At 50.7% G+C, this 12,690-nt stretch carries 11 protein-coding genes and 3 pseudogenes; 5 read left to right on the forward strand and 9 right to left on the reverse strand.

Features of this window, described 5'->3' with window-relative positions:
* Positions 1-248: pseudogene (locus E2583_RS23025) on the forward strand (oxidoreductase); the annotation flags it as partial.
* 20 nt (positions 249-268) lie between these two features.
* Here the strand turns inward: E2583_RS23025 and E2583_RS23030 are convergent.
* From E2583_RS23030 to E2583_RS23065, 8 genes and pseudogenes are all read right to left on the reverse strand, one after another.
* On the reverse strand, positions 269-898 hold the full coding sequence (locus tag E2583_RS23030; protein WP_122974732.1) for a DDE-type integrase/transposase/recombinase: 630 nt from the start codon (positions 896-898) through the stop codon (positions 269-271).
* Positions 899-1,127: 229 nt separating this feature from the next.
* Positions 1,128-1,427, reverse strand: a pseudogene (locus tag E2583_RS23035) (transposase); the annotation flags it as partial.
* A 605-nt stretch (positions 1,428-2,032) separates the two neighbouring features.
* Complete coding sequence (locus E2583_RS23040; protein ID WP_123974928.1) at positions 2,033-2,776, reverse strand: hypothetical protein; 744 nt, start codon at positions 2,774-2,776, stop codon at positions 2,033-2,035.
* A gap of 80 nt (positions 2,777-2,856) precedes the next feature.
* Complete coding sequence (locus tag E2583_RS24690) at positions 2,857-3,180, reverse strand: helix-turn-helix domain-containing protein (protein WP_367158612.1); 324 nt, start codon at positions 3,178-3,180, stop codon at positions 2,857-2,859.
* Between the two features lie 133 nt (positions 3,181-3,313).
* Positions 3,314-4,372 carry a phage capsid protein gene (locus tag E2583_RS23050; RefSeq protein ID WP_242881898.1) on the reverse strand — a complete coding sequence of 353 codons (1,059 nt, stop codon included), beginning with the start codon at positions 4,370-4,372 and terminating at the stop codon, positions 3,314-3,316.
* 83 nt (positions 4,373-4,455) lie between these two features.
* Positions 4,456-5,535, reverse strand: coding sequence for a lambda-exonuclease family protein (locus tag E2583_RS23055; RefSeq protein WP_242881897.1), 1,080 nt, complete (start codon positions 5,533-5,535; stop codon positions 4,456-4,458).
* 135 nt (positions 5,536-5,670) lie between these two features.
* Positions 5,671-6,654 carry a DUF932 domain-containing protein gene (locus tag E2583_RS23060; protein ID WP_291599044.1) on the reverse strand — a complete coding sequence of 328 codons (984 nt, stop codon included), beginning with the start codon at positions 6,652-6,654 and terminating at the stop codon, positions 5,671-5,673.
* 211 nt (positions 6,655-6,865) lie between these two features.
* A complete protein-coding gene (locus E2583_RS23065) occupies positions 6,866-7,633 on the reverse strand; it encodes a hypothetical protein (protein WP_230630456.1) in 768 nt (255 codons plus the stop codon).
* Between the two features lie 100 nt (positions 7,634-7,733).
* Between E2583_RS23065 and E2583_RS23070 the strand changes: the two genes are divergently transcribed.
* From E2583_RS23070 to E2583_RS23080, 3 genes are all read left to right on the forward strand, one after another.
* Complete coding sequence (locus tag E2583_RS23070; protein WP_230630455.1) at positions 7,734-8,138, forward strand: AlpA family transcriptional regulator; 405 nt, start codon at positions 7,734-7,736, stop codon at positions 8,136-8,138.
* 153 nt (positions 8,139-8,291) lie between these two features.
* The gene (locus E2583_RS23075; protein WP_291599049.1) at positions 8,292-9,509 is read left to right on the forward strand and encodes an inovirus-type Gp2 protein; all 1,218 of its coding nucleotides are present in this window, start codon (positions 8,292-8,294) and stop codon (positions 9,507-9,509) included.
* Positions 9,506-10,876, forward strand: coding sequence for a DUF3987 domain-containing protein (locus E2583_RS23080; protein ID WP_291599051.1), 1,371 nt, complete (start codon positions 9,506-9,508; stop codon positions 10,874-10,876). The genes E2583_RS23075 and E2583_RS23080 overlap by 4 nt, the downstream gene beginning before the upstream one ends.
* A gap of 162 nt (positions 10,877-11,038) precedes the next feature.
* Here the strand turns inward: E2583_RS23080 and E2583_RS23085 are convergent, their stop codons facing one another.
* Positions 11,039-11,971, reverse strand: a complete 933-nt coding sequence (locus E2583_RS23085; protein ID WP_291599053.1) for a hypothetical protein — start codon at positions 11,969-11,971, stop codon at positions 11,039-11,041.
* A gap of 151 nt (positions 11,972-12,122) precedes the next feature.
* On the opposite strand from E2583_RS23085, the pseudogene E2583_RS23090 reads away from it, so the two are divergent.
* Positions 12,123-12,480: pseudogene (locus tag E2583_RS23090) on the forward strand (IS481 family transposase); the annotation flags it as partial.
* Positions 12,481-12,690 lie beyond the last annotated feature (210 nt).

The raw sequence follows: 12,690 nt of genomic DNA on the forward strand, positions 1-12,690 counted from the left end.
AAGTCTGGCCACAGTTTCGCTACATTGCAGCCATCACCGACCTAGGCGATATGCCTGCGGATGCTCACGCAGGTCGGGTGGATGACGCGCTACGCACTCACTTTGGCAACCTGCACGATCATGTGGTGCACTGCTGTGGCTCACCAGCTCTGGTTCAATCAGTGCGCACAGCCGCTTCCGATATGGGCCTGCTTGCACAGGACTTCCACGCGGATGTTTTTGCGACAGGCCCGACTGGTCACCACTAGAAGTAGCTACCCATGCGATATCAACACGGCGGACTTGAGGCAGTAATAAAAGCATTCATGCCATTGCCGACGAACTTGCTTCCTCGCTGTACGCGTTTGTGGTTGACCGGCTCCGCCATTGAACTGCACAGCGTTGCAGTAACCCGTCGGTAGCCAAAGCAGCCATGGTTGCGCTCGAAGATGTTGGTGATTGATCGGCACACCAGGACATACTTCTCGTCAGCGTTGAGACGGGCGCGATGGTAGAGGTATGAACTGCGAGCCAAGACTAGCGAGGCGAGCGACTCGGCAAGCGATTCTTCATGGCGCAGGCCATAGCTTCTGACCAGGGCCGTGGAGCTGCGGCTGGTGAAGACCAGCCCATTGTCCGAGAGCAGTAGGAACGGCGCTGGCACACGCCCGAGTGTCCCGAACCGTGCAATCAGCACCTGCTCCAGTGCTGACTCCGCAGTCTTGGATCTCCCGCTACGCGACAGGTTCCAGCCCAGCAGTTCCCGGCTGTGGCAATCGATCACCAGGGCCATCGTGGTCCAGCCAGCCCGTCCGGCCCAGACCCGGCACATGTCGGTGGCCCAGCGCTCATTCAGTGCCTTGGCCACCGAGGGCAGGGATTGGATCCTGGGCCTGAAGCCTACCGGGCACTTTCGCACCTGCCAGCCCTCTATCTAGAAGATGCGCTGCACCGTGTTCTTGTTGAACCCCAGCAGATGCGCCACCGTTCGATAGCCGAAGGATAGGTTTTCCTCGAGCATGGCCTTGATCGGCGTCACCAATCGATCCTGCAACTTTGGCGCAGCCTTGACTGGGCGGCCCTGTTGGTGGAACAGGCCCTTGGCCTGGATCCATTCGCCTCGTGCGCGTATGTGTTCAGTAAAAGTAAACGGCCATGTGCACCTTGCTGCCGCGGCGGCGCTTGTCGTTGTCGTAGCTCGCACGCGGGTGACACTCGCAGGTTGACTGCAACGTACGCTCATCTAGCACTGCGGCACTGGACTGCCCCTGGCGCCCTTGGGCCACACGGATGATGGAGCGCAGGTCCGACACCATCGCCTCGGAGCATCCCGCCTCCCATGGCGGCAGGTCATTGGGCAGCAGCTGCCAAGGTGCACCTGCACGCACCAGCCAACGCAGCGCATTGAAGACCTCACGCAGGTCATGCGGGTAAGGCTTGCGGGGCATTGCGGCACTCTACTTGGGCTGCCGCGTGTCTTGAACGGAAGTTCATAACACGCTCTAGAACTGAGTGATCTGCCACTCATATTCATTCGCGATAGATGCTGCTGCTGCCAGTTTCAGTTCAGCGCTATCACCCATTACATCCGCGTATCGCTTGCACAGCGAAAGCAGCGCTGCTTTGGAGCTGTCTGCAGTTTGTTGATTTCCACCCATGTGGCTACGGGTTGGTCGGTGAACAGCCCCTTGCCGTGAATGATGCCTGCCGCGTGCTGGGCGAACAGGGGCGGCAACGAACGGTTGGCGAAGTGAAGCCGCAACAGCTCGCGCCAGAAGTCCACCGGAGTGCGGATAGACCTGGGCGCCACGCGGTGGGATACTGGCTGAGAAACACCGCCTAGTTGGCGGGACGGTAACCGACCAACTTCTGGGGACAGTTCAAACCCGGGGTGATTCACTTATTCCGCGAAGGCGGCTACAGGATTTTTTCATTCAAGCGAGTGTTGTTGCGCCTAAAATTTAAGGGTGTCGGCGAAAGCACCTACAAAAAAATAAAGGCATGTGATCGGCACTGACTGCGCCAGTTAGTGCCGATCACTGCTTCGTGGTAATCAGTTATCGCTGATTACACGCCACCCATTTTCTGTTTTTCGCATTGGAATTGTCAAAGTTACTTTTACTTTATATTCGTCAAATAAAAGTTCTGGATCTTTGTTCTCACTACGTAATGATGCGAGTTGTTGTCCTTCAAAAAGATTTTTTGTGAATTGTTTCACACTAGGATTGCAGCCGTTGTAGTAGTTTCTGTAAATAATAGTCTCTTCATTGCCAAAAATTTTGAATGGCTTTTGATTATTTATCTCTTGTTCTCTAGATTCTACAAGTTTTTTCCAGATATTAATCTTTTCTTGAAGGGGTAATGGTATTTCTGGCGCTATCTCTGCGGATAGCCCTCGTTTAAAGACAATAATTTCATCGGAAGAGGGCATGTAAGGTGCATGCAGTTCGAATTCATCTGCTATTTTTTTTATTTCCGCTTCAAGTGTTTCTCTTGTTTCGAGAAATTTTTTATTTTTCTCTAGTCGTCTTTCTGATTCTTCTTTTTCTTCTTTCCATTGATTGCGCATAGTATCTAATAGGCTGGAATCTTTAAGTTCCAATCCGTAAGAAAATTCCACCCTATAGTAGCCATCCTCTTGATAGCCATTGGTCTTTTTGATGTCTACGATTTTGAGATTTTTGCAGCTATCGAACTTGGGCTCTAGATAAGCTTCTAGATCGCTATTGCTTGGGGAAGAGTTACAGCCGGTCAATGCGAAGCTTAAGGCTGAACAAAGAAGTATTCGTTTTTTCATAGGGCCATCTCTTAAATTTGAAATGAAAATACACACGCACTCTTCACACCTTGAAAAGAGGGCGGAGAAAAGTCTGAGCTTTAGGGTGTTTTTCGAGGAATTCCAGGTCGGAAATAAGGCGCAAAGTCGTTTAAATGCGCAGCATCGCGTTGTACGGCGAGGTCCCGGAAATGTCCATCCAAAGTCAGGAAGAACTCGGAAGGCTTCATGTGCAGGGCGGCGATGATTCGCTCCATATTGGCGAGCGTCACATTGCGCTCACCACGCTCCACGCCACCCATGTAGCTGCGATCTAAGCCGCAGTAATGCGCAAAACCTTCCTGAGAAAACCCTCGCGCGCTTCGGCACTCACGCACGGACTGCCCAAATGCCTTGAGCACTGGAGATCGGTCTGCATTGGTCATTGGTTTGCTTGCCATGGGACGCAATGGTTACGATTCGTAGCATGCTTGGCCACAGTGCAAAAGCACACCGTGATAGCGATCACGGTGTGTAGAAACACTGCTTTAAGTGCTACGGTCGTCGCAGCCACTGCTTTTACGGATACGGACTATGCGTACCATTTCGCTGACTGGCCTGAGCGATAGGGGGCCAGTGCTCATTGGCTGCAGCTGTAGTAGGGGCGGTGGGTGTTTCGCACTCTTCGGGATAAAACTCTTCCACAATCTCAACCCCCTCATCGGGCGCATCTTCAAAGTTGCCATTGGCAAAGCCCTGTCGTGCGGCTCCGTCCAAGGCAGACTGATCAAACCCGGCTGCCAAGCGCTCAGCCGCCAAGGTGTAGGCTTGCCCAATGGCCTCGTTCAAAGAGGCACCAGTACGCACCACCAAGTCCGCGTAATAGATGGCCGATCGATGCGACTGCGTGGTGGACTTGCCACGCAGCTTGAGCTCCAGCGGCATACAGGCCAGGTTGCCACCAGAAACTGCAGCGAAATATTGCAGCCGCGCTGCCAGAGTGCGAATGCTGTTGAAGCCCGTGGTTCTGAATACAAAGCTGCCCAACTCATCGCTGTCGCCAATACTCACGTTCAAGCGGCCGTAGGGCTTGCAATGGCCCATGCCAAACCGGCATGTATCCGGACCAGGGCAGGCCAACTCTTCAAAACCTTTATCTGTCACACGCTTGCAGCTCTCGCCATTGCCGACGCACAGCGGGCGAGCGGTACTGCGATCAAACATGCAGTAATCAGCTCGGAGGTTCAAATCTGGGTCATTGAACAGCACCCGCACTGGGATGCTGCGCAGCTTGCGCCTTGCCGTGCTCGGTGCAGCCGTTGGCGTATCTGCCACACCCATCTTGTCTTTGAGTGAGCGTTTGCCTGTGCAAGTTTGGGTAGCGCTTGCGGACGTTTCACTTTGCACATCGGAAGGCTCTGCGCCTTCTTTTATGCCGCCGAAAACTTGACCAGGTGCTTGGCTCTGGCGCAAGGCCTCATCCAAAGGGTGTAGCACCCACTGGCCTCGCTGCTGCACCTGCGTGGTGATGGTGAACTCATCGTCCTTTTCTGGCAGACGCTTGCCGTTCTTCTCCACCGCCTTGCCAATCGAAATCCTGCCAATCACAGGCGGGGTGATCATCAAACCTTTGATCATGTTTTGCTCCAAAAAAAGCTCTCTGGGGCTGTGAACCGCAGAGAGCAGAGGGTGAGGGGTAAAAGAGGGCGGTGAGTCACCGCTCACGTTTCATTGACGCAAAATCGCCGAGCGCCAGCCCGCGTGGACATATAGGCCTTGGCCAGCTCTGGATGGTCTTTGTTGAACTGCGCCGTATTGAACACTTGACCATCCTTGCTGCGCCGCCATGTCACGCTGCCGCCGCAGGCAAACGTTGCTTTGCCCGCTTCTCCCATATGGATCTGGATGGCCTGGCGCAAGCGGGCTTCATTTTTCTGTGCCGCTTCAAGCTGCTCGCGTGCTACCAGCAAGGCTTCAAACGTGGCATTGAGCTCTGGGTCATCACTCATGTCTACGTCATCGCCTGCACTGTTGGGATAGAGACTACGCAAGGCTTTTTCTGCACTGTCCGATCCATCGCCAGCCGGCGGCGTTTTGCTCCCCACCATTTGCCAGAATGCGTGCTCCATTTCGATCAGTCGAGCAATCAATGTCTCGTCTCGCTCAATCCGGAAGATTCGCAGCTCCTGACCGCCAACCAGGACCGCTACGTCAGCAGCACGATGGCCAGTCACAGCCAGCTGGTGCATCACCTGCAGTTGCACATACTCGGGAACACCGTCACGCCACAGGCGTGCGCCATGGATGCCCGCAGTTTTGCATTCCAGGATCTGCACATCGCCAGCGCCGACCACCTCACGGTCCACATTCGCCAGCATCCAAGGATGCTCAGAGTGCTGCAAAACTGCATTCACTCGGCGTACCTTATTGCCTGTGCGCTTGGTGTAGTGAGCCGCCACAATGGGCTCCAGCATCGTTCCCCAGAACATGGGGCTGGTGTCATCATTCGGATCGAAGACTGGCAGCAGATCACCCTTGCCCGTCTTTTGCATCCACAACTCCAGCTGGGACTGGTAGGGGTTCAGGCCAATCGCTGCAGCGGCATCGGAGCTACCAATACCGGTGCGGCGCACCTCCAGCCAATCATCACGCTCCAGGTCTTTGGTGGAGACCAGGCGCAAAGCAGCTCCCTTGCGTGGCGTGCGTGGAGTGCGTGGAGTGCGTGGAGTGTTATTGGAGGCCGCGTGAAGAGCGATAGAGCCAGCATCCAGATTTCCATTCTTGAAAACATGCACAGACATCGAAATCTCCTGGCCCGCCAATTGCGGGCATAAAAAAGCCACCTCAAAAGGTGGCTGGGGGTGTAGGAAAGATGAGAGAGGGGAAGAGAACTAAGGCGTCCAAAGACGACCCCAAAAGCCAACGGTCGGTCACGGTCAGGCGACCAGTTGCAGTGCATGATCCAGAGCACGCTGCTTGATCACTGCTCCCTGACCAAACCAAGCGCTGTCCAGACGGTTGTCCTGACTACGAGCGTGCTTCTCATGGTCAACAAACTCTGTCACGGAGCACAGCAGGCCCCAAGCCGTGTCCTTGGCCGCATGCATCTCAGCCCCACGGCCATGGCCCTCATAGAGCATCTGCACCTTCTTGAGAGCCCGTTCATTGGTCAGTCCCACAGACAAATCCGAATGGGAGTCTGTATTGCAGATCACCTTCAGGAAATAGTTCAGCGCCTCATGGGTCTTGACCTTGCGCTCGGCCAGCGTCTTCATGCGGTACATAAAGCTGTCCCACTGGCCCACGGCCACGCCCAACTGGCGCTTGACCACCTGGGCATCAAAGGTCGTGCTATGCGGTACCTTGACAGCACCGACACCGTCACGCAGTGCAATCGTCAGCGTGTTGTTGCACACAACCCGCACCGTCGTCGGCATGGCTACCGTAGCAAGCGTTCCGTCACAGGACGTCGCCAGCAGCAAATAGCCGTTGACCACATCATTGCCTTTGAGCGCTGCTGACTTGCCAGTACGGGCCAGAGCCCAGAACTTGCGACCAGCCTTGAGTACACCTGCGGTCTCCAGTTCGTAGCCGGCCACTTCCGTCAGATCACGATAGAACTCCAGCACCTGGCGGGGCTGGACTACCTGGTAGCGGCTTCCCACCACAGACAGCGGAGTCTGGGTGTCACTGCGGTACAGCACCTTTTGCTCAGGGAACTCTTTGGGCTCGGCGTACAGGCCTGACAGGCCTGAATCAGCATTGGAAGCCAGATAACGCACCGGTGTTTCCTGGATGCGCCAATCCATGCCGGCGGCCTGGGCCCAGACATCGATGCCTTGTTTGGCCGGAAGGGCGTGGCCCAGTTCATGCCAAGGGGTTTGGCCGGTATATGCCATGGTTTCTACAAGATGGGACATACAAATCTCCAAATGGATGGAAACCTCTCATCACCTCAGAAATTCAAAAACTTCCGCGAGCCGGTTGATTTCACGGCTTCGGATTTTTGAAAATGGGCTTGGAGAGGTCGTCGAATGAATGGGGGAGTATTCGATAAATCGAATAAAGCTGGAAAAGAAGCTTGGTGAAATTTGAAACGAGGATTAATACGGTAAGGCGGATTTCGTCTGATTACAGCGAGCTGGAATGTGAATGCGCAAAGCTATGACCGCATTCCTGGCATTTGAAATCGTTGAGGACGTGGGCATCAATGGTTTCACCAACGGCTGAACCAACCTCGCAGCCAATGGAGCTGCCCACTAAACCGCCAAGAACGGCACCAGCCAGCCCTCCAATAGAGATGCCTGCTGGGCCCAGAAGTGCGCCTGTAATACCGCCGATTTGTGCTCCACGCAGAGAACCTGCAAAACCACCTGCAGCACCGGCAAGCGATCCGACGAAACCGCCCGTTTTACGTCCCCAACATCGTTGGACGACTTGAAGACTGCCACATAAAGGGCAAAGGCAAGGACAAGGGCGAGGGGGAAAGGTGCTCATCAAATGCTCCGATCGTTGAAATACCGCTTGCACCTCAAGGCTTGTCAGCAAGGATTGAGGTGTAGACGGAAGCGCCGTAGTAGCAACTCGAAGCAGTGATATGTGGATCAAAAAAACTGGATTTAAAAATTCTTTAGTTCTGGGGTTTTGTTGTTTTTGGCGCGAATTTCTGCTACGGAAGGATTGCGAAGCTGAATGAACGGGTCCGAATGCTTTGAATTTGAGCGGATCTTGCATGCGAAATTTGAGGTTTTCGCACAGACCAATTCTGAGTGGATTTTTCCTCTGTATGGAACTAAATTTTTCATCGAATTCGCACGTTCGCATGACTTCGAATTTTGAGGATTTTGATGCGAGGTGAGGGGTGTGTGATTTCCTATCAATAAAATAAATAAAAGTCAAGAGACCTGCTTGTCAGTTGAGGCTCCGCGAAGCAGCTGCCTCGAAGTTAGAAGCCCCTCTCGATTCAATGAAGGCCTTCAAGCAACAAAAGGAAGACTTCATGAATCAGACCCTTTACCCTTCGGCAACGGCTGTGGGAAGCAAGGCGCTTGTGCCTGATGCAGCACGGGCTGTAGCTATATCTCGAGCCAAGCTGGCTGGTACGAATACCTCCTTGCAGGCGGATCTAGGTACTGAACGCCAGAATGAAGAGCCGCAAGTCATGCAGCCTTCTGCTCACCAGAGATCCACTCTGGATCTGAAAACTATCATCCGCCTACCGCAGTTCGTGAAATTGGTGGGGCTCTCCCGTTCCACGGTGTATTTGCGTCTGAATCCCAAGACCAAGTACTACGACCCGAGTTTTCCGAAACCCATTCAGCTCGGCATGAAGGCAGTTGGGTGGAAATTGGAAGATGTGTATTCCTATATCGAGAAGCTGCGGTACAGGGAAACGGACCTATGAAATGGGGTACTAAATTTTCAAAAAGAATCGTATTGAAATTCGGCGGTTTTGTACGATTTTCTTGCGCTAATTTCGATGTGTTGGATGCTTAATTCTTAGTTGTGATATTTTGAGTTAATTAGGTATTTAGTAACTAAATATAAGGTGTATGCAATGACCAATGATGATATCAATCAGAGTCAATATATTAACAAGTATCTCCGCTTTGAAGATTCATTGGATGGAGAGGAAGAGGTGCTTCCTTCTTTCTTAGGTGGTGAGATTATTGAGGCATGTAAAATAATTTATGAATTTTCTTCGAGAATACCCCATGTCTATCCATTCCCTGAAGGAGCTGTCAAAAATCATATTGGGTTGAGAAATTATCAGTACTCCTTGATCACTTGCGTGTCCGAGATGATGAGCCCAATTTTATTAGATTCTGATATCTCAGGTAGTGCGTTTCATCTCAATGTTTCTCTTGAAATTACGTCTATTCTGGATGTGATCAAGCACTGGATTTTGAATGCAGTATATGCCGATGATCGTTTATTCCAGCTTTTGAATAACTTTGATTTAAATGCCTATCGCTTGATGACTCTTGACCAACGTTGTGAGGTGCATCAGGAGTTGAACCATCTTTCTCAACAGATACGTCAAAGACTGATGGCTGAAGGGCACAGAGAAAAGGTGCACAGCTTCAAACGAAATGCTACTGAGAACTATAAGCAAGTCCTGAAGATGGCTGAGTCCAAGTGGCAGCGATTTGGAAAGGTACTGCTGATCAGATTGGATTGGGGCTACAAGAAACCTTTCCCAGATCGGCGGGGAGTCTTTTTGTCTTCGCAGGACTTTGAGCAACGTTTCAAGATCGTTTGTGCATACCGGGATAAGAAGCTCAAGGCACTTCGCAAGAAGTACAGAAAGGACTTGGCTTTTTACGTATGGAAGATTGAATGTGCGCCAATCAAAGGGCTGCACATCCACTGGCTGATTGGCCTCAATGGAACCAAGCACCAAGATCGCATCAATGTGCCTAAAGCCATTGCCCAGATGTGGGATGCTGCTGTTGGCAACCCTGATACTTACACGTGGAATCTGAATGCTCAGCAAAAGAACGAAGACGCCATCTTGCGTGTGATCGACTACAGCGACCCTTTGCTATGGCTCATCGTGGGTGGGTATGCCGAGTACCTCACGAAGGTCGACTATGTGGTGCATCTAAGGGCTCCTGAGCGGATGCACGGATTTGGATCTTCCAAGGTGCCCAAAGTTGTCAAGCGCAAAACGGGTCCTAAGCGTAGCAAGCCGGAACAAGTTGTTGATCCATGGGCAGTGCGTCGTCCATTGCGTGAATTGAATGTAGCGAAGGCAAGCAAAGGGAATCAATGATGAACAAAGCGTCTCCTTATCCTCTACATTGCTTGCAGTCACTAGGCAGTGATTTTGCCCAGTGCATTGCAGATGCCACGCAAGCTAAAACGGCTTTGGTGGGGCCCGTGGTACTCGCAGCGATGGCCGCTGCTGTACAGGGTACTGTGGACATTCATACGCCTTTCTTTACGGTCATGCCTGCGAGCTTGTACGTCTCTGTGATTGCGGAGTCCGGGATGCGCAAATCCACAGTGATCAAACATGCGTTTCACGGGTTCCGTGACTTCGAGGCTGCCTTCAATGGATGCCAGACAGGCGAGATGAATTTTTGTGAAATTGGTGCACACCCCTATCTCTGGGAGAACACGTCTGAGAGTGGCATCGTCAGCTTATTTGGTAATGGTGCGCAGGCGGCTGCCATTGTGATGGATGAAGGTGGAATGATGGCCAAGCATCTCGATATTCAGTCCATGTGCAAGCGATTTGATGGGAGTGACTTACGCGTGATTCGTAAGCATCAGATCACACAGATACCGAATACGCGGACGACGTTTTGTATGGCCGTCCAGGACGCGGTGTATGCTGAGTTTTTGGAGGGAGCACAGGGGAAAATGATGATGCCCTCGGGCTTGCATGCCCGCAACCTCTACTCCTTTACCAAAACGTCATTTGTCTACAGCGGTTGTTCTGGCAAGCGTGTTTCGGACCCGAAGACGCAACCCTTTAACACCCGTGTTCGTGAGTTGATGAATGACTACCGAGACATCTTTGCTTCTTCGTGCCCAAGAAGTCATATTCAGCTCTCACCCGCGGCTCTGGAATGCTGGAATGCTGCGGGTGATGACTGGCGTCAAAAAAAGTTGTTTGCCCAAGAGTGGAGAGGGATGAAGCCATTTCTGGAGCGTGCCGGTGAGCAGGCACTGAGAATCGCTGCGGTGCTGCAATGGTTCAATGGCCCGAAGCCTATGATTGACTCACCAATGATGAAGGCGGCTGTTGAGCTGGTCAATTGGCACCTTGAGCAAGCATTGATGGGTTTAGGAAAATCAGAGGAGTTGGTGCGTAGGACGGGCATGGCTGATCTTGCCGATGTCTTGTATGCGTATATGCAGCGTAAGCTCTCAACTAATCCTGGAGGGTTTTTTCACAGAGTTGATTTGCTGCGCAAGGGGCCTAAATGCTTGCGTAAGGCTGCAAACCTTGATTTCGCGATCGATCAGTTGGTGGGGCAAAACAAGGTGATGCTACATTTAGAAGGCGGAAAACGTGTTGCAGTTCAAATGAATTCCAATCTGCTGGCTCTACTGACGCAGCCAAATCAAAATGAGGTTAGGAGGCTTACAAGCCTTTTTCGCCGCGGTATAGCGGTAAATGATGGCGTATAGCTCAAGAATAAAGCTCTGAATCTCACGTGCCGTCATGTCTCGAGCAGACCTGGTGATGATCTGCTCATTGAAACCCGTGAAGCGGCGTTCGTACATGGAGATTGGGAGTGGCTTGAAACTGTGATGATAAATATCGATGAATAATGAATTTGCCACCTCTCTTTAGGGGGGTGTTATTTTTTTCTTTTTGGGCTTTAAATGATATTCTTCTATCTCTTTTTTTAAATCTTGCTCCTTTTTGCACCATTCTCTAATTTTTCGCAATAATCCATCTGTTGTTAAGTTGGACCCGTAGTAAATAAAATGTCTACTGCCTTCTTCTCGGGTACCTATTTTTTTCTGATATTTTTCTAGAGTGGATTCAAGATTTTTATAATGCTTTCGATGCAGGAAAGCAATGGATGATGATTTTTCATTTTTAGCGGGTCGGTTCTCTAAAAAATGATTGAGAATATTTTTGAATAAAATATGCTCACCATAATTTTTTGTGTCGCCGCCAAATTTAGCTATATTTTTCCTATCTTCTTTGTCAGCTACATTGTTATAAGAATTAAGTAATTCATAGAAATTAATTTGAATGGAAAACAATCTGCTTATAATTAAATTTTGATATCTTTCGTCAGCAAGGTAGTCATTTTTGTAAAATGAATCTATTATCGTTTCTTCAATTATTTTATTATTGGGAGTTGTGTATTTTCCTTCTGTTTTGGATTGTTGAATGATGCCATAATCAAATATTAATTGTTGGATGTTGGTGAATAATTTAATGTATTCGGCTTGAATTGTAGTGTGTGGTTTCTTCGTAAGAAATTTTTTTTCTCCTAGTAATCTAATTTTTTCTGAAAAAGATTTTTCTCCAATGATGTTGCTATATGGTAATATTTCATATATTTGTTTTCTATGATATTTTTCTGTGCGGTGAATTGATTTTATTGATTCTGTAAATATGTTTTTTAATTTTTCGGGTAAATGAGGGATGAATTTTTTTGTGGCGCTTAGTACTAAGCCTTCTTCGGAGTCATCTAAAATAAGTGAATCCTTCTGAGATTTCGATGGCTTAATGTGAAATGGACGTTTTCTGATATTTGAATTCATCGATATATTTAAGGTGAGCTTTGATTTGTTATAGATCTAAGTATCGCATCTCGGATGACTGCATCGATCCTAAACGCTATCCGCTTTTCATGGCCTGATCGATTGTGCAAAAATTGCGAGGGTCCTTGCAAACTACCCGAAGCGCAAAGCCATGCGGATAGCTCTGCGCAAGAACGTCCGTAGCACGCCTGCCGTGCGCGCCGAGATCACGGCCAGCAACGAGACAGCCAGTGTCCTTGCCCAGCGCTTTGGCATCACCGAGCAAACGGTCTACAAGTAGAAGAAGCGCGATGTCTTTGCGGACCGCTCGCACACGGCCCATCCACCAGCAAACCGTGCTCACGCCTGCACAAGAGACTGTGGTGCTGCAACTGGATGACGTCACCCGGGAGTTCATCTGTCCCCATGCCTCGCGCTCAGGACTGGATCGGCGCTTGCACCGTCATCGAGAAGGGAACCTCAACGCCCTCAGGTCCCACAAGCCTGCGGTAGTGCACAAGGCCTTACGCATCACTGTGGGGAGTGTGAATCGATTGCACTCAGATTGGTTGTTCTGTTACCAGTCTGCACAACAGGGCGGATATAACACTTCAGCTCAGCTTTCTGCTTCTTCACGCACAAAGTGTTGATTTCCACCCAGAAGTGACCCACTAGCCCCCGGTGGGGGTGCGGATAAAAACTTGGACTGGTTTTATGCGGCTAGGCCAAGTTTGTGCCGG

Origin of the sequence: Comamonas sp., from assembly GCF_009360615.1 — a bacterium.
GTDB lineage: Bacteria > Pseudomonadota > Gammaproteobacteria > Burkholderiales > Burkholderiaceae_C > Comamonas.

Coding starts and splice junctions, on each gene's coding strand:
- E2583_RS23040 (WP_123974928.1), bottom strand. CDS start 2,776: ATGAAAAAACGAATACTTCTTTGTTCAGCCTTAAGCTTCGCATTGACC.
- E2583_RS24690 (WP_367158612.1), bottom strand. CDS start 3,180: ATGACCAATGCAGACCGATCTCCAGTGCTCAAGGCATTTGGGCAGTCC.
- E2583_RS23050 (WP_242881898.1), bottom strand. CDS start 4,372: ATGATCAAAGGTTTGATGATCACCCCGCCTGTGATTGGCAGGATTTCG.
- E2583_RS23055 (WP_242881897.1), bottom strand. CDS start 5,535: ATGTCTGTGCATGTTTTCAAGAATGGAAATCTGGATGCTGGCTCTATC.
- E2583_RS23060 (WP_291599044.1), bottom strand. CDS start 6,654: ATGTCCCATCTTGTAGAAACCATGGCATATACCGGCCAAACCCCTTGG.
- E2583_RS23070 (WP_230630455.1), top strand. CDS start 7,734: ATGAATCAGACCCTTTACCCTTCGGCAACGGCTGTGGGAAGCAAGGCG.
- E2583_RS23075 (WP_291599049.1), top strand. CDS start 8,292: ATGACCAATGATGATATCAATCAGAGTCAATATATTAACAAGTATCTC.
- E2583_RS23080 (WP_291599051.1), top strand. CDS start 9,506: ATGATGAACAAAGCGTCTCCTTATCCTCTACATTGCTTGCAGTCACTA.
- E2583_RS23085 (WP_291599053.1), bottom strand. CDS start 11,971: ATGAATTCAAATATCAGAAAACGTCCATTTCACATTAAGCCATCGAAA.